General features: G+C 32.0%; 26 protein-coding genes and 1 pseudogene. 7 read left to right on the forward strand and 20 right to left on the reverse strand.

Translation table 11 applies throughout. From position 1 onward, the window contains the following. Positions 1-278 precede the first annotated feature (278 nt). The 7 genes from MVE64_RS13155 to MVE64_RS13185 all read right to left on the reverse strand — a co-directional run bounded on the left by MVE64_RS13155 (position 279) and on the right by MVE64_RS13185 (position 4,991). A complete protein-coding gene (locus MVE64_RS13155; protein WP_247338914.1) occupies positions 279-1,787 on the reverse strand; it encodes an SIR2 family NAD-dependent protein deacylase in 1,509 nt (502 codons plus the stop codon). An 89-nt stretch (positions 1,788-1,876) separates the two neighbouring features. Then, on the reverse strand, positions 1,877-2,299 hold the full coding sequence (locus MVE64_RS13160; RefSeq protein WP_247338916.1) for a hypothetical protein: 423 nt from the start codon (positions 2,297-2,299) through the stop codon (positions 1,877-1,879). A 529-nt stretch (positions 2,300-2,828) separates the two neighbouring features. Next, entirely contained in the window at positions 2,829-3,068 is a 240-nt protein-coding gene (locus MVE64_RS13165) for a hypothetical protein (RefSeq protein WP_247347045.1), read from the reverse strand. Between the two features lie 62 nt (positions 3,069-3,130). After that, positions 3,131-3,613 (reverse strand): hypothetical protein, encoded by a 483-nt coding sequence (locus tag MVE64_RS13170; RefSeq protein ID WP_247338917.1) that lies wholly within the window; start codon positions 3,611-3,613, stop codon positions 3,131-3,133. A 443-nt stretch (positions 3,614-4,056) separates the two neighbouring features. Next, on the reverse strand, positions 4,057-4,353 hold the full coding sequence (locus tag MVE64_RS13175; RefSeq protein ID WP_247338919.1) for a hypothetical protein: 297 nt from the start codon (positions 4,351-4,353) through the stop codon (positions 4,057-4,059). A gap of 75 nt (positions 4,354-4,428) precedes the next feature. Beyond that, positions 4,429-4,680, reverse strand: coding sequence for a hypothetical protein (locus MVE64_RS13180; RefSeq protein WP_247338920.1), 252 nt, complete (start codon positions 4,678-4,680; stop codon positions 4,429-4,431). A 14-nt stretch (positions 4,681-4,694) separates the two neighbouring features. After that, positions 4,695-4,991 (reverse strand): hypothetical protein, encoded by a 297-nt coding sequence (locus tag MVE64_RS13185; protein WP_247338922.1) that lies wholly within the window; start codon positions 4,989-4,991, stop codon positions 4,695-4,697. A gap of 126 nt (positions 4,992-5,117) precedes the next feature. Here MVE64_RS13185 and MVE64_RS13190 point away from each other — a divergent pair, with 126 nt between their 5' ends. From MVE64_RS13190 to MVE64_RS13200, 3 genes are all read left to right on the forward strand, one after another. After that, positions 5,118-5,486: a helix-turn-helix domain-containing protein gene (locus tag MVE64_RS13190; RefSeq protein WP_247338923.1), complete on the forward strand. Its 369-nt coding sequence runs from the start codon at positions 5,118-5,120 to the stop codon at positions 5,484-5,486. A 347-nt stretch (positions 5,487-5,833) separates the two neighbouring features. Continuing rightward, the gene (locus MVE64_RS13195) at positions 5,834-7,450 is read left to right on the forward strand and encodes a YfjI family protein (protein WP_247338924.1); all 1,617 of its coding nucleotides are present in this window, start codon (positions 5,834-5,836) and stop codon (positions 7,448-7,450) included. 139 nt (positions 7,451-7,589) lie between these two features. Further along, the gene (locus MVE64_RS13200) at positions 7,590-7,802 is read left to right on the forward strand and encodes a hypothetical protein (protein WP_247338925.1); all 213 of its coding nucleotides are present in this window, start codon (positions 7,590-7,592) and stop codon (positions 7,800-7,802) included. Position 7,803: 1 nt separating this feature from the next. Here MVE64_RS13200 and MVE64_RS13205 read toward each other — a convergent pair whose 3' ends face one another. Further along, positions 7,804-8,655, reverse strand: a complete 852-nt coding sequence (locus MVE64_RS13205; RefSeq protein ID WP_247338926.1) for a hypothetical protein — start codon at positions 8,653-8,655, stop codon at positions 7,804-7,806. 281 nt (positions 8,656-8,936) lie between these two features. On the opposite strand from MVE64_RS13205, the gene MVE64_RS13210 reads away from it, so the two are divergent. Then, positions 8,937-9,515, forward strand: coding sequence for a hypothetical protein (locus MVE64_RS13210; RefSeq protein WP_247338927.1), 579 nt, complete (start codon positions 8,937-8,939; stop codon positions 9,513-9,515). Between the two features lie 223 nt (positions 9,516-9,738). Here MVE64_RS13210 and MVE64_RS13215 read toward each other — a convergent pair whose 3' ends face one another. Beyond that, positions 9,739-9,888 (reverse strand): hypothetical protein, encoded by a 150-nt coding sequence (locus MVE64_RS13215; RefSeq protein ID WP_247338928.1) that lies wholly within the window; start codon positions 9,886-9,888, stop codon positions 9,739-9,741. A 420-nt stretch (positions 9,889-10,308) separates the two neighbouring features. Between MVE64_RS13215 and MVE64_RS13220 the strand changes: the two genes are divergently transcribed. Beyond that, entirely contained in the window at positions 10,309-10,890 is a 582-nt protein-coding gene (locus MVE64_RS13220; RefSeq protein WP_247338929.1) for a hypothetical protein, read from the forward strand. A 101-nt stretch (positions 10,891-10,991) separates the two neighbouring features. Beyond that, a complete protein-coding gene (locus MVE64_RS13225) occupies positions 10,992-11,885 on the forward strand; it encodes a hypothetical protein (RefSeq protein ID WP_247338930.1) in 894 nt (297 codons plus the stop codon). A gap of 571 nt (positions 11,886-12,456) precedes the next feature. Here MVE64_RS13225 and MVE64_RS13230 read toward each other — a convergent pair. The 11 genes and pseudogenes from MVE64_RS13230 to MVE64_RS13280 all read right to left on the reverse strand — a co-directional run bounded on the left by MVE64_RS13230 (position 12,457) and on the right by MVE64_RS13280 (position 24,593). Then, the gene (locus MVE64_RS13230) at positions 12,457-13,386 is read right to left on the reverse strand and encodes a hypothetical protein (RefSeq protein ID WP_247338931.1); all 930 of its coding nucleotides are present in this window, start codon (positions 13,384-13,386) and stop codon (positions 12,457-12,459) included. 100 nt (positions 13,387-13,486) lie between these two features. Beyond that, the gene (locus MVE64_RS13235; protein WP_247338932.1) at positions 13,487-13,978 is read right to left on the reverse strand and encodes a TIR domain-containing protein; all 492 of its coding nucleotides are present in this window, start codon (positions 13,976-13,978) and stop codon (positions 13,487-13,489) included. 60 nt (positions 13,979-14,038) lie between these two features. Beyond that, positions 14,039-15,475 carry an SIR2 family protein gene (locus MVE64_RS13240; RefSeq protein WP_247338933.1) on the reverse strand — a complete coding sequence of 479 codons (1,437 nt, stop codon included), beginning with the start codon at positions 15,473-15,475 and terminating at the stop codon, positions 14,039-14,041. Between the two features lie 39 nt (positions 15,476-15,514). Continuing rightward, positions 15,515-16,114 (reverse strand): toll/interleukin-1 receptor domain-containing protein, encoded by a 600-nt coding sequence (locus MVE64_RS13245; protein ID WP_247338935.1) that lies wholly within the window; start codon positions 16,112-16,114, stop codon positions 15,515-15,517. 389 nt (positions 16,115-16,503) lie between these two features. After that, a pseudogene (locus tag MVE64_RS13250) lies at positions 16,504-19,537 on the reverse strand (type I restriction endonuclease subunit R). Then, positions 19,538-20,764 carry a restriction endonuclease subunit S gene (locus MVE64_RS13255; protein ID WP_247338937.1) on the reverse strand — a complete coding sequence of 409 codons (1,227 nt, stop codon included), beginning with the start codon at positions 20,762-20,764 and terminating at the stop codon, positions 19,538-19,540. It lies immediately after the preceding pseudogene. Then, positions 20,757-22,535, reverse strand: coding sequence for a type I restriction-modification system subunit M (locus MVE64_RS13260; RefSeq protein WP_247338939.1), 1,779 nt, complete (start codon positions 22,533-22,535; stop codon positions 20,757-20,759). The genes MVE64_RS13255 and MVE64_RS13260 overlap by 8 nt, the downstream gene beginning before the upstream one ends. A 42-nt stretch (positions 22,536-22,577) precedes the next feature. Further along, entirely contained in the window at positions 22,578-23,153 is a 576-nt protein-coding gene (locus MVE64_RS13265; protein ID WP_247338941.1) for a recombinase family protein, read from the reverse strand. 229 nt (positions 23,154-23,382) lie between these two features. Then, on the reverse strand, positions 23,383-23,565 hold the full coding sequence (locus MVE64_RS13270) for a hypothetical protein (RefSeq protein WP_247338943.1): 183 nt from the start codon (positions 23,563-23,565) through the stop codon (positions 23,383-23,385). 88 nt (positions 23,566-23,653) lie between these two features. Further along, entirely contained in the window at positions 23,654-23,818 is a 165-nt protein-coding gene (locus MVE64_RS13275; protein WP_247338944.1) for a hypothetical protein, read from the reverse strand. A gap of 109 nt (positions 23,819-23,927) precedes the next feature. Next, the gene (locus MVE64_RS13280; protein WP_247338946.1) at positions 23,928-24,593 is read right to left on the reverse strand and encodes a hypothetical protein; all 666 of its coding nucleotides are present in this window, start codon (positions 24,591-24,593) and stop codon (positions 23,928-23,930) included. Between the two features lie 741 nt (positions 24,594-25,334). Between MVE64_RS13280 and MVE64_RS13285 the strand changes: the two genes are divergently transcribed. Continuing rightward, positions 25,335-26,843: a recombinase family protein gene (locus MVE64_RS13285; RefSeq protein WP_247338948.1), complete on the forward strand. Its 1,509-nt coding sequence runs from the start codon at positions 25,335-25,337 to the stop codon at positions 26,841-26,843. Positions 26,844-26,904 lie beyond the last annotated feature (61 nt).

Consider the following 26,904-nt stretch of genomic DNA (forward strand, 5'->3'; position numbering starts at 1 on the left):
TGAATAACTTAGAATAACCAACTTAGTATAACTGACGATTTGTGCGGAATGATACCTTTTTTCTAAGTTCTGCAACAGCTTGTTGTAAAGAATCTTTGACTGCTAAAATACCGTCAACTGCCCAAGAATAAATAAATATTTACAAAAAAGAATTACCATTCAAATAGAATTGGTAATTCTTTTTTGTATTTGCTTCCAACAGGTGATCTTTTATATACATATGAACTCTATTTAAGAGGCAAAAAACAGCAACAGGATTTCTATCCTGATGCTTCTTTTTACAATTCCAAATTCATTAATTCTCTTAAAATATCAATTTCATCAGCTGTAAGACTAACTGAAGTGCTAGCAAATGGAGAAATTTTAAGAAGCCTTTGTTGTCTGTTAATCGGATGTTCCGCAACTGTTTTGCAATCTTCTCTCATTTTATCTACCCATTTTGTTACGTAACTCTGGATTTGTTCTGGCAAAACTTTAATGTCTGAACCTCTCTCTATCCATTGATCAACATTCCAAGAAAAAGGGGCAGTTGGCTTCCTTCCCCATCTATAGATGTATTCAATTGCTTTCGCTGCAATGACAATATACGTTGCTTCCTTGATTCCTTTCATAGATATAAAAAATCGATCTCCACCATACTCGCTCTTAGGAGTTCTCACATTAGCGGAAGCCATTAATGCTGCTAATACATTAAATTTATTTAATAGATTTTTTAAATGCAAGTTAAAAATAGCAGCATTTAAAGATTCTGTATCTTTGTCGCTTTCTGCTTTTTTAGCTAATTCAACAAATGCATCGACAATATGGCTTTCATAATCAGAGGGAATATCTGATATATCACAGATTTCACGAAATAACTTAATACTAGTTGAAAAAGGATTCTTTTTTATTGTTTCCTGTAAAAGAATTACTTCTTGCTTACTTACCACCTTTACAGGTATAGGAGAAGATGGTGTGAAAAATTCTTTCATTTCATCGTCAAATTTTTTGCTTCTTGCTTCTTCCAACATATATTTTAGGAAGGTTTCAAAGGCTTCTGAATAGCCTTTAGCATCAGGTATTTCCTTCATTGGATCTATTAGTACAATTCCGTATTTATCACACAAAGACTGCAATTCACTACTATACCTATATGCAATCATATAGGAGTTTGGCAACTGTCCATAAAATGCTTCCTGAAGTTCAGCAAACATTTCCTGAATATTTATATCTCTAAAACTATAACCTACGAACAACAAATTTTTTGCCAACAAATCTGCTCGCAAGCGAATATTGAGCGCATTCAATGGATCGCTCATTCTTTTTTTATAATCTTCTTTTGTAAAAACAATGGTTTCTGGATTATTGAGATCGCCATGAAACTTTATATAGAGTAATTCTGACAGTTTCACTTCAGCAAAATCCTTTAATTGCACAATAATTCTATGTTTCCTTCCGTACTTTTCAAACGCCTTTTCCATAACATTATCTTGATTTGTAGTATAAATAGCAGGAACACCCATATTCATCATCGTTAAATGAATATACCCTTTTCCATCATCAAAGTCTGTGATTTCTAACTTACTTTGTAGGAACTCACAGAACTTATCTCTCCCAAATGTATCTACATATTTTTGAGCAATATCTAAATTATCAAACGTAGCAGATGTATGTCCTATTCCCTCTGCCATTTCCATTACTAAGGAATCCCAATCCGGCATCATAGAAGCTGAACAACCGGCTCCCATAAATGGGACTAATCTTTGTTGAGCAGCTAAAACACCTAATTTTTCAAGTATTTCAGTCATTTTCTTTCTCCCTTGGATTTTGATATCTTTTTTCCAGTTATATCACTTCTCTTAAATTGATTGTCTACCTATATCTTAATTTCTTTTGATTAATTTAAATTAGTAGAATCTACCAATTGCACAGTGTTCTCAACCTCTATTGGTAAAGCGCCTCTAACTTTAGTCATATAGTGATAAAAGCTACTTACCATATTTGTAATAAAAACATCGTAGTCATACTTTTTGGCTATCTCATATGTTATATTCATTAATCCAAACACTATTCTGTTATAGTGTAATTCTTTGGGAACAAACAACTCCGTCATAGTAAGTTCGCCAACAGTTTCATCCGGACCAAAAACATTAATGGTAAACATTTTAAACCTAGGTTCATTTAATGTTTCCCCCCATATCTCTATTAAATTTTGATCAGGAGAAATTGAATACCTAAATCCAAGTCTTTCAGTTAATCTATTTAAATGACCTTCGTATTCATCTATGAGTTCTTTTTGTACAGTTAACACATCGTTCATTTTTATAATATCTCCGTATCTTTTTACTTATTTAGAATTTCTACCCTTTAGGCATAACAACCATTGAAGGAATTATCCTTCCCTTTCCACTTCTGTTTGTATCCCCTGCAACGCTCTGTATCCACATGGTAAATCATTTCAAGGGAATAGAAGCCTATCTTTTTAATATAGCGGAGCCAGCACCTCAATCAAATCCATTAAAGCTTCCGGCAAATATAATTCACAGATCTCCCCATAGCTCCCTCTCATCTTCAAATCTTTATAGCGTTTGCTTTGCCTATTGATTTCGAGATCTCTCTACGGTGAATTGAAAATCCAAATCTCTATAATTCTTTTTTACTTCATTAAATAGTTATTTTATGAACTGAGTCTTTTTCTCAAGATATATCTAGATTAATGAATTTATGAAAATATACAATTTATTTCGTTATGTAAGAGATAAAGAAAGGCGACAGATTCATTTCATATCTCTCGACTGTAGCTTCACTACGATTTTTTGGGAGCTATTCTCCCCCATAGCTAAACTCTATTATAATTTGGTATATTTCCCTCTCTCCATTAACCAGTTATTACTTCGTTTAACAGCCCACCAGATAGATTTTTGTATTGCCGTCTTATAATAAGACTGCACCACCTCGTTGTAGAAAGAGGACGATTCAAATAGCATTACCAATTCCTTATTTGTAAAAACTCTACCTTTTTCAACTTTCTTTTCAAAATCAAGTATAAAATTTAACGTTTCTTCATTAAGGTTAAACTTTTCAACCATCACCAATGGAATTTCTCCTTTTCAAATTAATAACAGTACGCGAAGAAATAACTTGTTGCTGCTTAACACAGTATTCTATATTTACTAAGCAATTGGAAGAATACTCGGATACTCAAACGTGCCAATGGTACATTCAAAGGCAACATAATAAAAGCATAAATGGTTCCCCAAACTAAGACACCCTCTACATTAACGCCAGTAAAACCACCGGCTGTATAAGTTCTAAGGCTTCCTCCCCTGACAAGATACTCACCAAATAAGGCCCCAATAGTTCCACTATAGAGGGTTATAAACAATGCTGATATTAGACTCAATAACCAAAATTTTTTGTTTGATACATATTCTCGTTTTGCAAAGTAAGATCCTAATATTGAAAAGGTTAATACAAAGGGAATAAACGTTGCGTAGTATAACCATCTCTCTCCAAATAAAGATGTAAAGCCACCGGCTATTCCTTTTGCAACTACCATAAATATAAATGAAAAACAGAACGATAAAATTAAACCGAAAATAATTCCAATTATAATCCCCTTTGTAATTTTCATTACGATGGATCCCCCTTAATATATGAATTGATTTTCAATCTAACTTATTATAATTATTCCCTCTCATTTTAACAGATATATCCAGTTATTGTTGCAATTTTTCTTGTAGAATCATACACACAAATAATATTAATTATTAAGCTATAAAATGGTGAATATAGGGATATCCCTAATAAATCCTAATAAAAAAACCGTCTAAATTTTAAGACGGTTTTTAATTCATTATAGGTATCTATTCTGATGAATTTTTGTAGGTATAGTTTTATTGAATTTTAAAAATTAGGGTTAATTGCTCTTCCTCTATATCTAAAAGGAACAATTTTCTTAAATCGAATTACTTTCTCGATTATCACTTCTAACAGGCTACCTTTTAGTTGTTTTCTAGAATTGCCTACACAGCCCAGAATTATTGAAAGCTGGAAGCCCTATATTATTGCACCATGTTACTCAATTCTAAAAGTAGTTCTGTTGGCTTTGTTATATACTCTTTGTACATCTTTCTTTGATTGTTCTACATATGACTCAATCATTGAATAATCGTTCGGGTGAGCGTCTTCTACTTTATCCAAAGTTGCTCCTACACTTCCAGCCAAATATCCAGCTGCCCCCAGTATTATTCGCAGTTCGTGTATCAATTCTGAAGTTAATGCTTCATGAGCATTATTTTTCATAATGTTTTTATCTGCATCATTAACAATTGTTGCTAAATCTATTACCAGCTTTCCTGAATATACCTGCACCTCAATGCCTCCCTCTTATAACTATTTATTAGTCCTCCCTAGCGCTCACCTTTAATAGCGAATATACTGCTTTTTTCAGCTGTTATTTTCCTTCTCTATTCTCTTACCTGCCTTTATAAGTGACAGATGAAAAATATCCTTTTTGTCGCAATCTTCACTAATAGTAAAGTCAAAAATAAAGTTTTCAGTTACAACCTCATACTTTGCAAGGACGGTTATCATATCCATTAAAAGTTCATTGTAAATATCGGTACGAGGATCCTGATTTATTTCTGTAATTCTATATAAGTCCACTTGAATAAATCCTAAATGTTTAGAATATGCCAAAGATAAGCCTCCCATTAGAACATTTTCTGCGGATTTACTAAGGTGTTTATTGCAAACACGAATGCATCATTAAAAGCAGTTCGATATACTAATTTCGTTTGAATATGTACCTGCTCAAAGATGTTAGCTCTAATATCATCAATGAACTCATCTTTTTTTGTTTCATCCTCGAACTTTTCGAATTGTGCAAGCTTTTCATTTAAATCCTTATGAAGCAATTCCGAGTACATAACATACTCTTCACTTGTAATAATTTGTTCGAGTCTTTCTTCAATTAACTTGTTTATAACCTTTTGAAATCCATCGATCATTGTTATTACCCCTTTTTTATTCATTTAAAGAATATATTCATATTCAGAATATAACATGGTTTATATTGATTGTAAAATGCAATAACGATACGATTACTAATAATGACGATTATCAGAGGGTTGAATATGAGCGATTTATTAATTGGAAAATTAATCAAGGAACTGAGAAAAGGAAATAATATGACTATGGTTGATTTTGCAAAAAAAATTAAGATATCTCAGCCGTCCTTATCTAAAATTGAATCTGGAAGACAAGAGGTATCATTTTCCCTATTAGAATCTATTTGTCATGAATTTGGAATTACTAGAAGTCATTTTTTTCAGATGGTTGAAAGAGATAGCATATATCATCAACCATCTCCTGTAATTGATTTAGAGGAACCTATTGATGCGAACAAGGAAATTGAGAATAAAATTGGAGAGTTAGTTTCAAAGATGACGTTTGAACAAAAAAGAGCATTGTTCATTTTTTTATTTTCCAGTAGCAGGGAATAATAATGCTCTTCAAAACTTTAACCTTTTATATTAAAAAGACCTAAATCAACGGAACCTCTTTATCCGGGATTCAGGTCTTTTTCTTTTGCAGCATTGTTCTATTCTATCCGTATCACTCCCATTGTTACCCAGCATTTAAGGTATTTAGGGTCCTTTCGTAAATGTTACTCCCCCTACCTTCTCTCCTTGGTAGACTTACTTTCAAGTGCAATTAGGGTACTTAGGACCCTTTTAGTGAAAAAAACTATATTTTTTTATTAAAGGGGTTCGAACGAAAAAGGACTGGTGGTATCGTATTACAGCTTCGGCAAACAATATATTACTATCAGAAAGGTACGGTTTAACTAATGACAAAAGAAAACGTAGTAAAAAGCCAAAAAGAATATTTAACAGTCGAAAAGAAGTTGGCTATGCAAGAAAACAGAAAGAAATCAGAAGGAAATACTGAACTCTTTAATGATGTCGTAAAGGCATTGGAGACAGACCGTGTAAGTAAACCATCTTTATCTGAAGAAGAAGAGTGGGCAATGCCTGTAACTTTTGATGAGTATGATACTATTCCATTTCCAATCGAAATTTTTCCAACCACCATTCAAAATATGGTGAAAGCAGTGGCTATCGATACTCAAACTCCAATCGATTTAGCAGCGATGGTTTGCATTGGAGTGTTATCGACTGCATTAAGTAAGAAATTCGCAATTGAACCAAAAGCCGGTTGGAAGGAACCATTAAATACGTATACAGCAACACTTTTACCTTCGGGATTAAGGAAATCAGCTGTTTATAATGCTACGACAAAACCTTTATATGAATATGCACTAGAACTGCATAAGGAGATGAAATCGAAAATTGATAAAAGGAAATTAAAGAGGCAGGCTCTAGAAAAAAGGATTGATAAACTCCAAACCGATTTTGCAAAAACGAATAATCCTGAATTACTACAAGAAATTGAAGCCATCAGCGACGAACTGCAAAGACATCCAGAGCTTTCAGCACCTAAACTAACGGTCGATAATGAAACTTCCGAAAATTTGGTTATAGAATTAAAGAAGAATAACGAAAAAATTTCTATTATGTCCCCCGAAGGTGACTTATTTATTAAATTTAATGATCCAACTGAAAAAGGAAAGCATGATGTTTATCTTAAAGGATATAGTGGAGATCACCTCCAAGTAGGGCGAGTTTCACGACCGGGGGAAATTTTAACCGAGCCGTTATTGACCATCTGCATCGTAGCGCAGCCAACAGTAGTTCAAAATTTCCCATCCTACGTCCATGAAAGAGGAATACCTGCAAGGTTTCTATTTTCTATGCCAAACGATAATCAGAGCTTCCGTGAGCCTTTTCCTCCTTCAACAGCAGTCGAAATTTCTAGGGCATATAAAGAATTGATTAGAAAGCTGCTGATGTTTACACCGAACGAAACAATTTGCTTACGGTTAAGTGAAGACTCTATAAACATTTTAAAAGATCTCATTATGGATATTGAAAAAGAGTTCAGAGACAATGGCATTTTCGAAGGTCATTTAAGGTTTTGGGGAAGTAAATTGGTTGGCCAGATTTTACGGGTAGCTGGATTATTGCATGTTGCTCATTCAGCTGATTCTTCTAATCTGGAGGAAATTACATCCGAAGTCAGTCTGGACATTATCAAAAAGGCATTTTTGCTAAAAGATTACTTCATTACTCATGCACAAAAGGTATTTGGGGTGATGAAACGCAATGATACATTCAATGACGCAATTTATTTACGTGATAAAATCTTAAATGAGAAAAAACTAGTAGTCGATAAACAGACAATTCATCAGAAGACAAAAAAGAGGATTCAAGGCAAAGATCGGTTTTCACGTGCTTATGACCTACTTGAATATCACTCTTATATTAAACAAGTGAAAGGCGGTAAATACGGAAACAAGGGAATGATCCTAGTAAATCCTGCTCTATTGAAAAATGATAGCCATTAAGGTCCTAATCCCCCTAAAATACTGTTAGCTATTGATATCCCTACTCAAAAACAAGGGAATGAGAGAATCCTAAAGTTCCCTCATTCCCCTAATTTACATAACGGAAAATGTATTTCTTAAACTACTAGGAGGATCAACTATGAAATTCAAGTTCTTTAACGATACTGGCAGAATAGTAACGATACATCCAGCTACATATGAACACGGCTGCTATGTTGATAATAGGGATGCGATTATGCCATTACAAAGAACGCTTATTTATTCTGCCAAACCTGTACCTATCTCTTCGTCAAACTATGGGTACGGGGCAAGAAATGGACTTCATCTACTCATTTCGCCAATAGAGGAATAAGTTATTTGCATTTCATCATTTGATTCTTACTATACTCATTCTGCAGTCGTGGGTTGTTAATAGGAATAAAACTATAATCATTGCTACCCCTGTGATGGATAGTAAAAAATTGCTCATAGCATCGACCTTCAATATCCTCAAACGACAAGGTGAATTTATACTCACCCTCTGGTATGTCCTTATCAAATAATACAGGGAGAATAACACTTTCTCCTGAAGCCAATACAAATGGTGGATTTATATATTGGATATTGAATTTCTCCTTTGCCATCACAGTTACACATAATTGTATGTTTCCCGCAAGAGAAGGTGCTTTTTGTATCAGAATAAGGCGAACAAAGTTTATGTTAGAGGCGCGTAGTATACTAACTCCGTCCCCATTAATCTCTTCAATCATTCCTGATTCTATTGTTTGATGATATTGCTTTGGTAAATCAGAGCTAAATCTCTTAACCGTTTGATTATTGGATAGGACAATAAAGCCATTGGGTGGCTGAAGTTTGTCTTTGTGTAACTTTAATTCCTCATCAATGAAAATTCTTGCCTCCATATAAGGCATAAGGGACAACCTAGACCGTTCTTCTTGGAAGATTAAATTTTCTTGATTCTGCACAAAAATCTTCTCATTTTGCTTTATCACTTTCCTGTTCTGACTCAATGTTAGGCACACAGCTATTAAGGTTGCAGCTCCACCGATATAACTTCCCCAAAACGCCAACCATTCAACATTTCTAAGGTCCTTTCCTGTCTCTAAATTACCATATCTAAAAAAGATGTTTAGACACAACGGGATTATGGCAAGTAAAGCTAAAATAGGGATTGCCCATTTATTATCCTGAAAAAATTGGCGCACTTTATCAGCCACCTCAATTTATATTATTTATTTACTCAAATGATTATTATGGACTTATTAATATTAGATTCAGTGTACCCTAACTATAATCTAAATGAAATTAAACTGAATCTTAATGCAATGAACTAGAAACGATTATTTTCCATTTGATTTAAATTAACTTAATAATAGTTCAACCTAAATTTGAATTTAAGCCAATATTTTTTTATTCTTGCTCTTCGAATAGGCTTAATTCCAAGCTAAAATGTTTTTACCTTTAAGTGAAAGGAGGGAAAAACAAAGTGGAAATAGACATTGATAATGCATCCTTGAGAGACATCATTTCACTCATAAAAGCTGGGAAAACGGATCTTGAGATCGGAGCAATGAAAAATTACACTTCCGGCTCTACTGTTTATAGACGTTTAAGGATTGCTGGAGCAGATAAATCATCGAAAAAGTGGGACTTCACCAACATTGATGAGAGCATGTTAGATCAAAATTTTTGGGACATAAGTGAAAAAGACCAGATAAATGAAACTAGCCAGAACATCACTTCATTCTCTGAAGAGCAAATTAATGCACTTAAAATTATTGCAGATGATTATATCAATCGAACTTCTCATAGCGAGGATCAAGATGATGAAGATACTAAATATAAAATGTTTGGCAAACTACATTTGGAGAACGCTCGTTTCAAAAATAAGGACAACACTACCAAGCAATTGAATGTTCCAGTCCTAGATGCTGTTATGTCGCAATTAGACCGCTTTATTAATTCCAGTGGACTTGAAAAAAAATTCGTGGTTAACAAAGCACTCGAAGTGTTTTTAGAAATGCACCATAAGGATTTGGAAGAGGATTATGCAAATCAGTCCTAACTATGCACGTTAGAGTATACACGTTGAGGGTGTCCGTTCAACGTGTATACTTAGGTTTTATTCAAAGCTAGTCTTTTCAACGGTTCTCGCTCTGTCCAGACAATGCATTTTAATGCCGACTATATAAGGAAATAACTACCCGTATTCAGATAATTAAAGGTCTTTTACCGACAGTCTTTCTCTCAGCAATAAAGATGAACAGTATGGTTGGATACGAATGCATTTAGAAATCGTTCATAACAAATTCTATCAGTTCTAAATCATCTTTTGACAAATTAAATTTTTCCTGAACTTCCTTTTCTGTTAACCCTTTTTCAATTTCTTTGATTGCCTTGATGATCGTTTCATCGTCACTAAAATTCCAACTGTCCATATCGTTATTCACCTCTGTAAAGATATATTTGGCTGGTGTAGCAGATAAGCAAGATATAAGTATGTTAAAGAATAAAACCTCTATGAAAGGCGTTATAGGTAAAGAAAAATTTAAGCTTAACACTACTTTAACCTAAACATATTCGTATTTTAAATACGATATTGACTATAATCCTTTTAGTTTCCAAGTAGCTTCAAAGCCGTCTACCTTTAAGGGAAAACCCCATCATAATACTTAAACGAGTATGTCTCCTGTTACGTTTAAGTATGAAGTTGGGGTTTTTATTTTAGAAATATCAGGGGAGCTGTATAATCGGCTTCTGCTAACTTAATAGAAAAAATCCAATAGATAATCTGATGGTACATTTTCTTCATGGAGAATGTGCCTTTGTATTGCAAAAATAAATAGGAGTCTAGAGAAATGAAAATCAATTATTACTTAACAAAATCAAAAAGACGTCGTATTCAATTAGAAAGCAGAGATGTATTCACACTGCTTTTCTTGAATGAACAGAGCATCTTATCACAGCCACAACTCTACGAGTTTTATTCATTCTTCGCCAATATTAGTGAGGCTGCTTTCCGAAGAAAAATGAGTCGTTGGAACGATGCTAATATTATTAACAAAAGAAAAGTTAAAATGGAGAACGGTTATGAGTTAGCAATCATTGAATTAACTATTGCCGGCCAAAGCATCCTTAAAAAACTTGGTTACTTGAACGAGAACGAAAAGTTGAAATATCAAGCAAAAAGCTATTTAGATCACACCCTTGCTATTAAACAATCAGTCATTGAAGTTTTAAGAAATGTTAGCAATATTGACCCTTTCTATATTGCTGATGGAGGAAAATACATCATCCCATTAAGAGAAGGAGACAACGAGGATGAATTAGAACAGACTGCCATTATATTCAAAAACCAAAACTTCGGCAGTGACTTTATCCCCCTTTTAAATCGAAATACAGCTCGGATGATATTGAGAAACTCAGAAAAACCGGGGTAGTCCAATCGTTCGTTCCACAAGATTTTGAACATATAAAAGAACATTTCGGAAAAGGACACCTTATTGATAAATCTGGATTAAAGCCGGACTGGATTTTTAAAGTGAAAGACAACTTTATCTATATTGAAGTGGATAGTGGAAATGAAAAAATAAAAACTAAACGTGACCACACCAATACTATTATTGAAAAGCATGATGTTAAATCAATCGAAGGAAAATTGTATCGCTATGAACAGTTGGCTAAGAATGATAGAGAGCATAACCACAAAGTCATCTTCGCTTTAATAGATGAAAGTGACGTTGTAATAACTAAGAACATCCATAGCAACAAAGACATTCGTATTGCCAACTTAAAACATGAAATTGCTCATATGAACGACTACAATGACTGGAAAATTGAAGTTTACGTTACCGGTATGAAAAGATTTTACACAGTTTTTGAAGCAGTATATCTAGAACTGATTAATAACATAAAATCATATACCTATGAAGTTTACAAAAAAACATTTATCACTTTAATTAAGGCAGGGTTGAAACCAAATTGGAAAAATTTAAAGTTCATGGTTGTTAGTAATAAATATTATCCAGATCTTGGAATATTAGCAAACAATCTAAACTTCATTCCGGATTTTTTGTTTAGATACTATCAGGATTCAGGAGATAAATACGAACAATACTTTATTCCTGTATTTATTAGAGAAGGAAGCGTAAAAGACATGGAGAGGTTGGCTTATTATACAATTCCTACAGCAAATGGCCGGTTTAAGTACAATGCAAAGATCTTGGCATTGTATGAAAGAAAAGAAGAACTATTTAATGATATCAATAGGAAAACAAAGAAAGTAAATACCAATAAGATAACGAGAGAAATAGTTGATAATAACGGAATGGATATAGACAATATAGTATTCGCTGCTATAGATGAAATATCCAACGGTAAACTCCTTCTTTACAATGCTAATAAGAAGCAAATTGATAAAAGCCAGTTATTCTAGTCTTATGAATAACTGGCTTTTATATATACTTCTTCCCAAAAAGTTCTCCATTTTGGTGTACTCTCTTGCCTTATAAAACTCGCTGGCTGCTAGAAGTTGAACCGGTTTTTATCCATAAAGTACTCTTTTTCGTGCATTTCTTCGTAAAAATTTCTCCATTTCGGTGTACTCTCTTACCTTTTGAACATCCCGCTGTTAGCAATTATACTATGTTTTCCCCTTAGATCTCTCTTATCAGAGCATTTCATCTTAAAAAGTTCTCCATTTTAGTGTACTCTCTTTACCATGTCCATTTCGTTAAAAGGTTTTATTGCATAACAGACAAATTATGTAATGAAATAAAATCAGAGTGCGATAATATCTATTTTCGCACTCTTGATTTTCCTCCTAAAATAACTTTTTATATCACATAAAATGTTTAAGAACTGTGAAATTGTACTTTAAAAAACACGTTGTTATATATAGTAATAATCTTTGTTATATACTAGACTGAATTTTAAATTTAGATAGCTTAGCACATATGACTACAATTATTTACAATAGACATTTGATCGTAGATTTCTTTTAATCATTAGTTCTTGTATTGAAATCCAAAGATCAAAAAAACAACTATTCTATCTATGTCCTCTATTAATTGTATGTCCGATAAAAAACTGCTATATTTAAGCGAACCTCTTCTAGTTCTTTTATACTGAATTAAAATTCTATAAATGGGCTTATTCAATTGCGCTTGGGCATACCCCAACTCGAAAGGCATCCAATTAGAATATCTTGAATTCTTACTATCAATATAAAAAAAGTTATCTGAGTTTTTCAGAGCTTTTAGAATTTTTTCTGTGATTTCTTCATTTGAATATTCTTTAATAAAATTCTCTCTTTCAAAACTTACTTCCAAGTTATATAACTGACTATTCTCTTTTTCGCTAAGGTATTCAGAAAATATAGATATTATTTTTTGAGTCGCTCTTAAATAATTTAACTGATAATCATCTAACCAGTCCACATATGAAGTCAAATCATGCTCGTACAATAATAAAAGTTTAAGTCCCATGATTTCCCGAGCATCAATACTACTATGTGAAAGAAATACATCGTACCTTGAACGATTAAAATACTTCTTAAATTTAAATGTTAGCATCATTATTAAACGTGATTGATAATATACTCTTACTTGATCTAAAATTTCAATTTCCGATTTATCATATATTCCCAATTCTTTACTAGTTAAAAGAAAAATGTCATTACCATGTCTCTCCAAAACAGAAACGCGTATCTGTTCTGTGGGTAATTGATCTAGTTTTAGAATAATATTTAATATATTAACTATCACTCTACTATCATTTTCAGAAATTTCTTTAATGCTGTCTTCATTAATTATTCTTTTTAACCTCTCATCAAGAGTAGATTCCTTATCTTCTAATCTTTTAAGAATATCCATTAGGTCGCTTATAAAAATATTTAAATACTTATATAAAACGTTCTCTATTAGTGTTATCTTCATATAAATCTCCCACACTGCTTTACCTTACCTAAGAATGCCTATATGTGTTTTGCACTTTCACTTTAAAAAGGTTTATTTTGTATCTCATCATAATACAACACTAATAACTCTTTCTTGTTTTTATTGCCTGCTCCACTAAATCTTCAATACTTTCTTTTATATTATTGTAAACATTAGTGCTTATTTTATATGGTGGATTATAAAGCTTAACTACTTTGGATAATGGCTTACCATTCAAGGTAAATTCATCGAATGGATTCTCTCCTTCTGAAGTTTGTTCTCCATTTATATTTTTAAGGTTATGAATACGAATTCCAACTACACCTTTACCTAGCTCCCATGATCTTTGAATCTCATACTTTATCCATTTTCTACCAGAAGTATTCTCTCCTACTAACACAACGGTACATGATTTTTCTCTCAATTGAGCGTCTATCCACTTTTTTATTTCCGCATCACCTTTCCGTTTGACTTCTTCCCAATCGTTATCCCTTATAGGTACATTCCCTTCAACTACCCCCATATTTCTTACCTGTGCAGCTCGCCAATTATCCTCTTTGTAATGAAAGCTAAAGAATACGTTTCTCCCCATCTATTAATTCCTCCTAATATATTTTGTATAGTTTTCTCTACTTTTACTATTCCAAAATATCTAATGTTTCGTTAATTCATTAATTATGCTTAAAACTACCTCGATTAGCTCTGAAGGGGTTTTGTTACTATTCAAATCACTGTACAAAGGTTCTAATGATGTTATCCCTACATACCTTTCAAAATCATCCATAATTGTCTTCCATAAATGTTCAGCTGTAAAACCAGTAGCTCCAACTGGTATTGGGATAATACCTTTATCTATAGCTAAACTAAATTCCTCTATCATTCCGGTTGCTAGGGTAATTTCACCAGTTTCTTTATTTTTCTTATTTCCAAAAACAAATATAGAGATACCCACGTTTTCAATCATTTCAGTGCGGTATTTAGTCCACAATTCTTCTAGGGGCGTTTTACCAACAGTATTTTGTGGAAATGGTCTTAGTTTTAATCTTTCCTCTATTTTATTATCATTACTTTCATATAGTTCTTCCAACGCACCAGATATAATACAACTTCCAATTCCTAAACCAAAGCCTGATACAATATTATTTCTATTCTTAATAATTTCCCTACTTAAATTTGATGTGAATTCAAAAGCACTTGCTTCGCTCCATTGTCCATATTCAATTGCACTTCCCGAAATAAAAATATTTTTTCTTCTTACAATGTTTTCAATATGCTGTAATATATACGTAATTTCTTGATATTCATCTACTAATAGTACATTTATTCTATAACGTTTAAGATCTTTAATCTTTAACTCTTGTTTAATTACAGCATAACGAAAGTCATCATCCGTATTATAATCATTCCGACTTACCTTTTTCATAAAACAATAATGATTTCTTGAATTTTCCCCTAATAAAATTCTTATCCTGCTAAGGATATAAGATAAATTAGGATCATCAAAACTAAATCCTATAAAAAGAAATGTTTTAGAGACCAAGTCTCCCTGTAGAGCTGTACTAAATAACTTACGCTTTAAGTCATAACCCTCATAATCGTCCTTTGTTAATACAGCTTCATGTGCTAAGGTTATATCCCCATGCATTTTGTAGACAATTGCGTCTGTATTTTGTGCTGTATGTCCCAAGTTTTCAGGTACGATTTTCGCATCCACCTTTTTACTATTCGACTCTAAGCTTGTTTCAATTAATTTATCATAGTTTGTTGTCCAGAATGTTTTAATTGGTAAACGGGATAAAATCTTATGGTTATCTGTAATTTGTGCATTTTTAGTGAACTCTTCAATGAGTATTTGATTAATTTTTCCTCTACCATCAAATTCATTAACATGATATTGAGCTAAGGCTATTAAATCTGACTCCAAATCAATGTTTAGTTCTATGTCTTCTGCAATTTCTCTCATTAACTCCTTCCAATTCACATAACCAGCAGGTTGAGATAAACCTGCTCCAGCAAAAACTGCTACATTTGATTCACTTATTGCTTTTACATAAGTTCTTATAAATTCCCTTATCTTAGCATTAAACATTATGTATCAATCTCCTTTTATTTTAGGTAAATTCGGCTCCTAACCATGATTATAAAATTCACTATCCTGTAACCAGTATCTCAGTTGTACATACTCATTTTTAGATTTATGTACCCAGATTTCCTCTCTATTTGTATTCCGTATTGTACCTCTTGCAACAAATGGATATAAACCTAAATATTCTTGTCCATTGTAATTATCATCATAGCTACTCTTTAAAATAGGTAATATTGCAACTTTTTGTTTAATTCCATCGAAATATCCTAGTTCCCAAGGCATCCACAAGGAATTGTCAGAGTTCTCAGATACGGCGAAAAATAGAGACTTGCAACTTTCCATTCGTGTCCTTAATAGATTAGCAGTTTCTTTTGATACCTTAGAACGATCTAATTGTTTGTCCTCTATCCAGTCAACATATACTGAATAACCCAGTTCCTCAATGTGATTTTTCAAACCTATTATTTTCCTTTCATCTAGAATACTGTGAGAAAGAAAAATATCATATTTTTTTTCTGTCGAGAAACTTTTAGAGGCTGCTTCCAATTGTTTCTTTGCTTCTACGCTCTCATTAAATGTATAGCTTTTTTGAATTGTCTTATATGATTTATTAATTAGTTCATTTTCTGTAAATAAAGCCATCGGTAATTTCCCTCATCTTTCAGTACATATAAATGCTTTTCCAAAGATATACAGAGACCTTTACTCTTAAAAACTATAAATATTGTCTTAATACTTAAATAGATTGATTATATTTCTAGTAGAATTACATTTAATATATAAAATTAAATACCAATTAATTCCTTATAATATTTTAGCATAATTGTTAAGATACCTACATTATTATTTGAAAACACCTTATCCCCTAGAAATAATGTCTATTACTTGTTATATCAGATAGAGAATAGGAATATATTATTGGATGTGCAAGTCATAATTCATGCTGGAGTTCAGGAGTCCCGCCAATAAAAGTAGAAGATGAAACCAGAGGGGTTTCATCTTCTTAAAGGACTAAACTAGTAAATTTTATTTTATTTTCTTAACTCCCTATATGCCTCTTTAGCTACTTCTTCTAACACAGTATTGTAAAATGAACGATTTTCAAAAAGCTTTGAATACGATCCCATTTGTTCTAAATATAATTCCTGTGCGACCCGTTCAAATACGTCAGGAAAAATACTTCTTTCAAAAATTTCTGCATCATTATTCTGAGCAAAACGCTTTAACTTCTTATTTTCTTTTACTGCTTTTTTGTATATTCCTTCAACAATAACTCGGTCAGAATCTGTAAATTTCCCCTCGAATCGTTCATTTACACGTTTAATTATATTTTCAAGTAGGTCATCTTCCTCTATAGGTTTAACACTAGTGTCGATGGAATCTGGGTTTTTTAAAACGTTATAATTAGAATTTTTCTCAAGTGTAATATTTCCTTTAAAGGTCTGTTCTAGTTTATAGTATTCCAGTTTCAATTTATCTTCTATACTAATATTCTCTCTTTTAGTCCTAGGAATAAACTTAATTAAGTAAGAAGTAAATACAAATTCTTCGTGCAGCTCTTTATCAAACATTCTTGTTAGTTGCGTTATATAGGAATACCATTTATTAAAATTGCGAATAGTTACCCTAAATGTATATTGTGTTTCTTCATCTAACTCTTGATAACGGCTGATGATGGGCTTCAATGCACCTGCCATTTTACCTAAATCTGTATTAGTTTGCTTACCCTCTTTGAAATACATTTTTACTAATTGTTGGATATCCTGATCATTATAGACCTTGAAATTACGTAATTTCGTTTTTGTATCATAAATTAAATTAACATCAATTTCCTTATCTAGAGAAGTTACTTCATAGTATGGCTCGAATGCTTTTTTAATATCTTCAGCTTCATTTACAAAATCTAAAATAAATGTATCTTCTTTATCAGGGTGTGTTCTATTTAGTCTGGATAATGTTTGAACTGCTTTTACACCAGATAACTTCTTGTCAACAAACATAGTATGTAACAATGGCTCATCGAAACCTGTTTGGTATTTTTCAGCAACAATTAACACATTAAAATTATCAGTATGGAACTCTTCCTTTAACTGATTCTCAGCTATTCTCTTTCCATCTTTTGTTTTATTTAAACTGGATTCCCGGTATTCTGCATCTTCATCATTTACTATACCAGAGAAGGCAACTAAAACATCCATATCAGCATAGCCTTTTTTCTTTATATAATTTTTAAACTCGTGAAAGTAACGTACTGCATGTAGTCGGGAAGCTGTTACAACCATTGCTTTTGCTCTTCCATTAATTTTACTACTTGTTATGTCACGAAATTGTTCAATCATAATGGCTGTCTTTTGCTGCAAATTATGCGGATGCAATGATTCATATCTACGAATTGCTTTAACCCCTTGAGAGGCTGGAAGTTCTGGATTATCTGGAGCATCCTTAGCAATTCGAAATGAAGTTTTATATGTCATATAGTTTTGTAGTACGTCTAAAATAAATTCCTCTTCTATTGCTTGTCTCATACTATAAATATGGAATGGCTTATATGAACCATCCGATTGCTTCTCTCCAAACATTTCTAACGTTTTTTCTTTTGGAGTAGCAGTGAATGCAAAGAAACTAAGATTATTGTGCTTTCCATGTTAATAACTCTTTAACTATTTTATCTTCTTCATCTAATTGATTAGCTTCAAGCTCACCTTCAATTTCAGCATATTCCCTTAATGCTTCTTCTGTATCAGCTAATGCGGCCTTTAACTTTTTTGCACTTGTCCCTGTTTGGGATGAGTGGGCTTCATCAACTATAATGGCAAAGTTATTCCCTTTGTTTACTTCAACTTCTTCAAAGATAACCGGGAATTTTTGAAGAGTAGTAATAATTATTCTTTTCCCATCGTTAATGGCATTTTTTAAATCCTTGGAAGATTTATTTTCACCAATTGTCTCAACAAGTCCTGTAACATGATCAAAGCCTGAAATGGTATCTTGTAACTGTCTATCTAAAACAGTTCTATCTGTTACCACAATTACTGATGAAAAAATAGACTTATTCTCTAAATTGTGCAAACTTGATAAATGATAAGCCAACCACGCAATACTATTTGACTTACCTGAACCCGCACTATGCTGGATTAAGTAATTTTCACCACTACCATTTAATCGAACGCTGTCCACTAGTTTCCTTACAACATCTAACTGATGATACCGTGGAAATATTAATTTTGAAGAGGTTTTGATTGTTTCTTTTCCATTCTTTATTACCTTTTTCTTTTCCACATCCAAATGCATAAACCTTTGCAAAATATCCATCAAACTATCTTTTGCCAGTACCTTTTCCCATAAATAAGCGGTAGCATATCCATCAGGGTTAACAGGGTTTCCAACTCCACCAACTTCACCTGCACCGTTAGAACCTTGATTAAATGGTAAGAAAAAGGTATCCTTACCATTTAATTTTGTTGTCATCCATACCTCATACAAATCTACAGCAAAATATACTAATACGCGTTTATTAAATTGAAAAATTTGTTCACGAGGATCTCTGTCATACATAAACTGTTTTTTAGCATTTTCCACAGATTGACCTTTAATCTGATTCTTGAGTTCCAAAGCTACAACAGGAATACCATTTAAAGATAAGACCATATCCAATGTATTAAGGTTTGCAGCTGAATAAGCAAATTGACGTGTTACGGTTAATCGATTGGTTTTATAATCTTGAATAACCTTCTCATTTAAAGTTGATTCTGGACGAAAAGAAGCTACTCTCAGTTTTACACCACGATCAGTAATTCCGTTGCGAAGTACATATAATAATCCGTTAGTTTCTATTTCATCATTAAGACGCTTATATAATTTGCTCTCTGCTTCAGCTTGATATATCTTTTCATATCTTGTCCAAGCTCTCTCTTGTGTTTCTTTAATAAATCTAACTAATTGATTAATATCAATAGCTTTTTCTTTATCGTAATTTGTTTGGATACCTTTCGTATATCCTCCTTTAGAAAGGAGGTAGGACTCTATGTCTTCTTCAAACCTTTTTTCATTATCTTGGATAATCAATTACAGTACCTCCTTTTTACCTGTGACATATTCATATATTAACGAAGCTTTATATTCTTGCATTTCATTAATCAGTTGTTCTTTCTTAACAATTAAATTATTTATGCTATTTATTTTTCCATCTAAGAAATTTGCGATATCGATTTGTTCTCTAAGACTTGGAACAGGAAAATAGAAGTTCAAGAATTGATCTGTTGGTAATCTCCATCTACCTAGATTGGAGACTCCTTGTCCATATCCATAAAAGGTTTTATTTAGGTAACATGCTTGAAGTAAATATTTATAATAGTCGTGATTAAATTCAAAATTATTTTTAAATCTAAATACTCTATAATCCGGACTAGTTACCCCTTTATTCCTAGCGCAATCTACCCAACCTGTTAGTAAATCCATGTGATTCATCACAAAATCATCTTTTTCTACAATTTGATATTTACTATAGTCAGAAGATAACTGTCCCTCATTACTCTCAATATCTTTTATCTTTAATCCGTGTTGAGTTACGGATAATACATCAAATCCCAGAACGTTTGCAATATCTTTCTTTATCACAAAGATATTCTTTAGTTTTCTTACATCCCAGTGATTAGGTACATACCCTAGCCAACCAATTCTCGTATCTTTCATTGCAACATTAGGATTTAACCCTTTTGTTAATGATTCTGTAATTAGTGACTGCTTATATTGGTTTAATTCCTTAATGGATAGCTTTGTTTTTTCAATAAATGGATCTATTTGATTAACCTTGAAATCAATAAAATGTACTATTTTTTTTTGATGTTCTAAATTAGGCATAACTATAGGAAAATTCTTTAGCATTGGTAGCCTTAGAGATTCAACTGTAGATTTTGCTGTACCCCTTTCAATTTCTTTTATAAAATTTGTCTTTAGATAATAGAATAAAAACTTGGGACTAACACCTTTAAAACCATGTATATTATATACTCTTTGATGATAATCAAATTTCCCTTTAATGTAGTGAAATACTTTACCAGTACCAGCACCATCTCCAGCTGTTAGGATAGCTTCACCATCAAAAGAGTATGTATCAATCCTTTCCACTATGGGAGACCTTACGAAAAATGGATAAACTCCATTATCTACTCTATTAACTGTATCTTTGTTTCCCGTATTTATATTACATAAATACTTTAATCTGATTTTCTCCCAATCTTCAGGAATTTTGCCTATCCAGTCAACCCCACTGTCTTTCAATTTTCTAGTCATTTACTTCAACCTCCTGACCAGATAATGACTCAAATAATTCAACAATTTCTTCTTCCAACTTTTTAATCCTTAATGCAACATCATTTGATTTTTCAGGTTGTTTAAATTTATAAAATAGATTAGTAAAATGTATTTCATATCCTATTTTAGTTTTAGCTTTATCAATCCAAGCATCAGGATTAAATGGTTTAATCTCTTTGTTAAAATAAACATCAATATCTTCTTTTAATGGTATTTCTTCATTGTCCCTTTTCCTTGAATCAGCGACTGGTTTTCCCTTCTTTATTATAATTTCCCCATTTTCATCCAACAGTGGGGACTCAATGGTTACCTTATAATGACCAAATTCCTGATTATCAAAAATTTTAGATTCAACTGTCTTATCACCTAAAGAGTACTCTTTATTTAAAAATTCCCCATATGCGCGAACAATTATTTCTCGACAATCAAGGGTAATATCAATTCGCTTACTACCAATATTTTTTCTTCGCTTTTCATACATATTTGATGCATCAATAAGTTGAACTTTCCCGATTCGATGTTTAGGCTTATCCTTTGATATGATCCAAATATACGTGGTGATTCCAGTATTGTAAAATGAATCATTAGGCAATTGAATAATTGCTTCCAACCAATCATTCTCAAAGATATTACGGCGGATTTCACTTTCACCACTGCCTGCTGCACCACTAAATAATGCAGAGCCATTATGGATAATTGCCATTCTCCCAGTGTTTTTTAATTTATTTAGACCATTTAGTAAGAATAGAAGCTGACCATCACTTTTTTTCGGTAAACCTACTCCAAAACGTCCATTTTCACCTTTATCATGTTCTTCCTTAATTTTCTTGTATTCTGATTTCCAATCCGTTCCAAAAGGAGGATTCGAAATACAGTAATCAAAGGTATAACCCGCAAACTGATCATTTGTTAATGTATTACCTAATTTCATATTGTCAGGATTGCCACCCCGAATCATTGTATCTGCTTTTGCAATTGCATACGTTTGCTCATTTATTTCTTGTCCAAAAGTAGTTACTTCTGCTTCAGCATCCAGTGCTTTTAATCGTTCTTCCATAGCACTTAGCATCTGAGAGGTCCCCATAGTTTGGTCATATACTGTCTTAGCAACGCCTTCATCGATAAGAACGTCTTTTTCCTCTGCAATAAGTAAGTCTGTCATTAAATAAATAATATCCCTGCTTGTAAAGTGAGACCCTGCTTCTTCATCATAGCTTTCTGAGAACTTTTTAATTAACTCTTCAAATATGTAACCCATATCTGTACTTGTAATTTTATCTGGACCCATATATGCCTTTTCAGAATTAAACTCTTGAATAATAAAAAATAATTTATCATTGTTAGCTAATTTTGTGATCTCTCTTTCAAAGTCAAAGTTCTTCAATACATCCTGAACGTTTTCTGAAAACCCATGTAAATAAGCAAGGAAATTTTCTTCAATATTGTTCGGGTCTGACAGTAAGTTTTCAAAGGTAAAATTGCTGATATTATAAAAAACATAACCAGATGCTTTTTGTAAGAATCCATCTTTTACTTCTAAATGTTTCACCTTATCGTATGTATCTAAAACCTTATCTCTTGTTGGTAATAAAGTGTCATGGAATCGTTTAATCACAGTCATTGGTAGAATAACTTCACCATATTCATGTGGTTTGTATAAGCCTCTTAAAGCATCGGCAATACTCCAAATTAAATTTGCCTTTTCCTGTATATTAGTACCTGTTTGGATAAGTCTTAACTCTTCATTCATATGAATAGTCCTCCATTTATGTAATCTATTATTCTTTCAGCATTATTTCTTTATTGCAATTTTCTCTGCTTTACTCTTTTTCTTAGCTCTGACAAGTGTAGAAACTGAAATCCCAGTCATATCTTCAACTTGTTTATACGAATGATTTTCTAGCAATGATAAGGCGTGATTTATTTGCTGCCTTGAAAATTTTTTTGGTCTTCCCTCTCGGAAATCAGGATTCTGCTTGGCCAAGAATTTGCCTTCTTGGGTTCGTTCTACGATCATATCTCTCTCGAACTCTGCAAACGCAGAGAAAATCGTGAATATTAACCGTCCAGTAGGAGAATTTTCAATAACCCCCATATTCAATACATGAACTTTAATATTTCGTTCAAATAAATCTTTAATGATTTCAAGAGCATCTTGTGTACTCCGGGCAAAACGATCTAATTTTGTGACAACTAACGTATCTCCTTCTTGTAACATATCAATCAACTTCTGAAATTCAGGTCGCTTTTTGTTTGTCCCTGTATATTTTTCAGAGTATATTTTGTCACAATTTTCATTCTCTAACTGTTTCAGTTGAACCTGTAAATCCTGATGCATTGTACTCACTCTTGCATAACCATATTTCAAAAAATCACCTCTTTTCACTATTTATGAGATGCATTTATGAACATAAGTATTGATTATACCTAACCACTTTATTTTACAGGACTATCTATTCATGTTCAATACTTTGAAGTTTTGAACATGAAACTGTCCATTTATTGTTATTAAATCTATCAGAAATCGCTTTCATAAAAGGGGAAAGTTTCCTTTTACTAATTTAAAATATTAAGCATAAAAAAGGACTGAAATCGATTCAGTCCATAAGGTTGTTAAGTTTCTTTTTTCTCACTTTGTAAAACAAACTTCCAATAAAGCCGATCAATCCACCGAATGTAAGAATTAGAAAAGGAAATGTAAATCCATGAACAATTATATTATAACTTCCACTTAAAAATAGAAAAAGGCAACTAATTATACTAATGACATGTCTCGTCATATATATACCTCCTTAGTGTTGTATTTTAAGCGTAGTAATCTATTTCTTTTAATTACATTATAGAAAATGCCTTGCTCAATTGTTTACCCTATGGGGCAAAATTCTGCACAACATCTTTGATAAACATAAATCCACCAATAATAAGTAAGAACAATATAGTAGACAAGATTTGGACTAACTTTTTGTTATTTCTCTTTATAACGATTAAAATAATTAATGCCAAAATAACTGCAAGAAATAGCATAGAATACATATTACTCACACCCTTCGCAATTATAAGTAAGCAGAAATTCTTTATATCTATTACTTTTTAATCTCTACTAGATAAGTGTTACTAAACTTTACAACATCATTTGAGTTATTTATCTATCTGGAACTAGCAATGTTAAGTTTTTTCTAACCTCTACTATGAACGTGTTAGTATTGTTCTCTAGAATTATAAAATGGTGCCAATCATATGCTTCTTGTATAATATTAATGGCCCTCTGATGTCTGTCTGGAACCTTCGAAAAGACTACTGTAACTGACTTGAAATCTTTATGTTGACCATGACGTATGTTATCAATTCTATGAATGTCCACAATTCCATTGTTACAAACTTGATTGGGTCCATTCTTGCTCATTAAGTGTTTAATTACTTCACTATCTCTTTCAAAATTCTTAGGCGAGTTAGTAGCTAAAGCATTCTTAATTGATATCAAGTGAGTAATTGAATCCTCTCTTTCTATTACAATATCAGGATCTTGTGGTCTGCCATTCTTCCCGATAAATCTCTTCCCTATTGATAACTGACTTTTCCCATTGGAGACTGACTTGTTTAGGACAGGAGTGTTCATTCTTAGTGTGTGATAGAGGTGACGGAAAATAAGTAGTTCAGTAATTCCTGTTAAATTAGCAGTACTCCCATTAAGGGTTTCAATAGATTGATAGAAATCCTGCTTAATGCTAAATAGATCATGACATGTAATAGAAAATAGGTTTTCTTTGAGATAAGTGTCTAAATCATTAAACGCACTTCTAAATATCAAGTATATCCCTACTTTCTGTTTTAAAATTTGATATGTCTTCTATATTTACTTTTAATATTTATATTTATCAAATATCAAAGATTTTCGCTTTGTATGGAAGTAATAGTTAGTAATAGGATTGTATTAAGAATTTGTGAATGATTTCTAATCCAAAATCATTACCTCAAGATCCTAAACTAGCTTTTAAAGTTTGTTAATAAATAATCCACCCAGCTACGCTGTGAACCGTTAGGGTGGATTATTTTGCTCTAAGCCACAATGGCATGGCCATAAGGAAGCAAAGGATATCACCTTCACTTTCCTTATTTTAACATCTTCTATAAGTCATTTCATCTTTAATAAGTTTAAAGTGTATATTACTCTCATTATTTTCAGACTTGCACTTTTAAAAATATATGATAATATTTTTTTATAAGATATTAAAAAAACATTAAATATAATATACATGCACAATAAGGGAAAACCCCAAGCATGGTACAGAAATCTGACATGATTATCTTTTGATTTTCATGCTCAGGTATCTTACCGCTTGGGGTTTTTTTGTTTTTTAAAATTAATAATTAGAGAGGAATACGTATATGAAAATAAATACAAATTTAGACTATAAAAACTATTATACATCTATTTTAAAATTAGAAAAAAATCCTCAAGAGATGAAGGCAACCCAATTCTTAAACTTTCTTTCTGACCTTGTTATTAAATACAGAAATACTACAGAAACTATTAATTTATGTAAAGGTTGTGAAAAATAGTGAAAAGGTACTTTACTCATATGTTCGTATCAGTACGGGTAAACAAGAAAATAATACATCAATTGAGAATCAAAGAAAGGTTATTAAAGACTTCTGTGCTGCTCAGGGTTATGAACTTGTAACAACCTATAGTGAAACTGCGTCTGCTAAAAGCATTAACGGAAGATCCCAGTTTATTAAAATGATAAATGATTTAATAAGTTCCAAAGATGTTGATTATTTAATTGTATTAAAAATAGATCGTGCTTTTAGAAAACTTTTAGACTCTCTCTATATTTGGGATAAACTTCAAGAACATAATAAGTATTTCATTTCAATCTTAGATAATGTAAATACAATATATCCTTATTCAAAAGATACCTTTATTTTTAGCGCATATCAGGCAGAGAAGGAGAGAGAATATAATCTAGTTAAAACATATTCTGGTATGAAAATTAAGGCATCTAAGGGGCTCTTTAATGGAGGTAAAGTTTTAGGCTATGAATCTGTAAATGGTAATTTGAGGGTAATTCCTAATGAAGTTGCTTTAGTAAGATATATTTTTAAGAAGTATGTATATGATAATTGGGGGTATAAAAAAATAGCTTCTGAGTTAAACTTACAAGGTATAAAGACAACAAGAAATAAAGAATGGACAACCAATACTATTAAAACAATTTTAGAAAATGATATATATATTGGTTACATTAAGTGGAAAGACACCTATACCGAAGGACAACACAAAAAAATAATTCCACAAAAACTCTGGGATAAAGCACAAGAAATCAAATCAAAAAAGAGCATTCAACCTAAAAAAATACATCCCGGTACTTACCCTTTATCGGGGCTACTTAAATGCCCTCAGTGTGGCTCCCCTATGGTTCAAGGTAATAGTAGCCAAAAATATAAGTATTATCAATGTAATAAGAATAAGATGAGCGGTAAAAGTGTATGTTCATCAAATTTAGTAAAGAAAGAATATGCTGAAGAATACGTACTTGATAAAGTAGTATCATACTTAAATACTCTCAATCTTTCTGCATTGCTTAAACAAATAATATTATCTAACTTAAACTCTACTCTAGTATCTCTGGAAGAAGAAGCAACTATTCTAAAGAATTCGTTAAAACAAGCTGAGAAAAAATTAAGCGATCTACTTACCTCTTTTTATAAACAGGATGAGGAAACCGATGATGAAGAAAAACTTAGTACAGAGACTTTTAAAGCTATAGTTTTTGAAACAGATTATCTAAAAAGGAAAGACCAACAAAAACTCACAGAATTAAACAATCGGATTGAAATTCAGAAAAAAATAGATATAAATTCTGATATTGAGTTTCTTATAAACGATTTTAAGCATTTTTATCACATTATTTCTGACCAAGATAAAAAATTACTATTCCACAATTTTATTAAGGAAATACATGTTTTGAAAGGAAATTCAGTAAAAGAGAGAAAGATTAAAGAGATTATATTTCACTTTGATAACAATGATATAAATAGTATTTTTCCTATATAAAAGGTGAATGACAACTGTCATTTTACCTTTTTTTATTACCATTGTATGATTTTAGAAAGGG

Source organism: Metabacillus endolithicus (assembly GCF_023078335.1).
Classification (GTDB): domain Bacteria; phylum Bacillota; class Bacilli; order Bacillales; family Bacillaceae; genus Metabacillus; species Metabacillus endolithicus.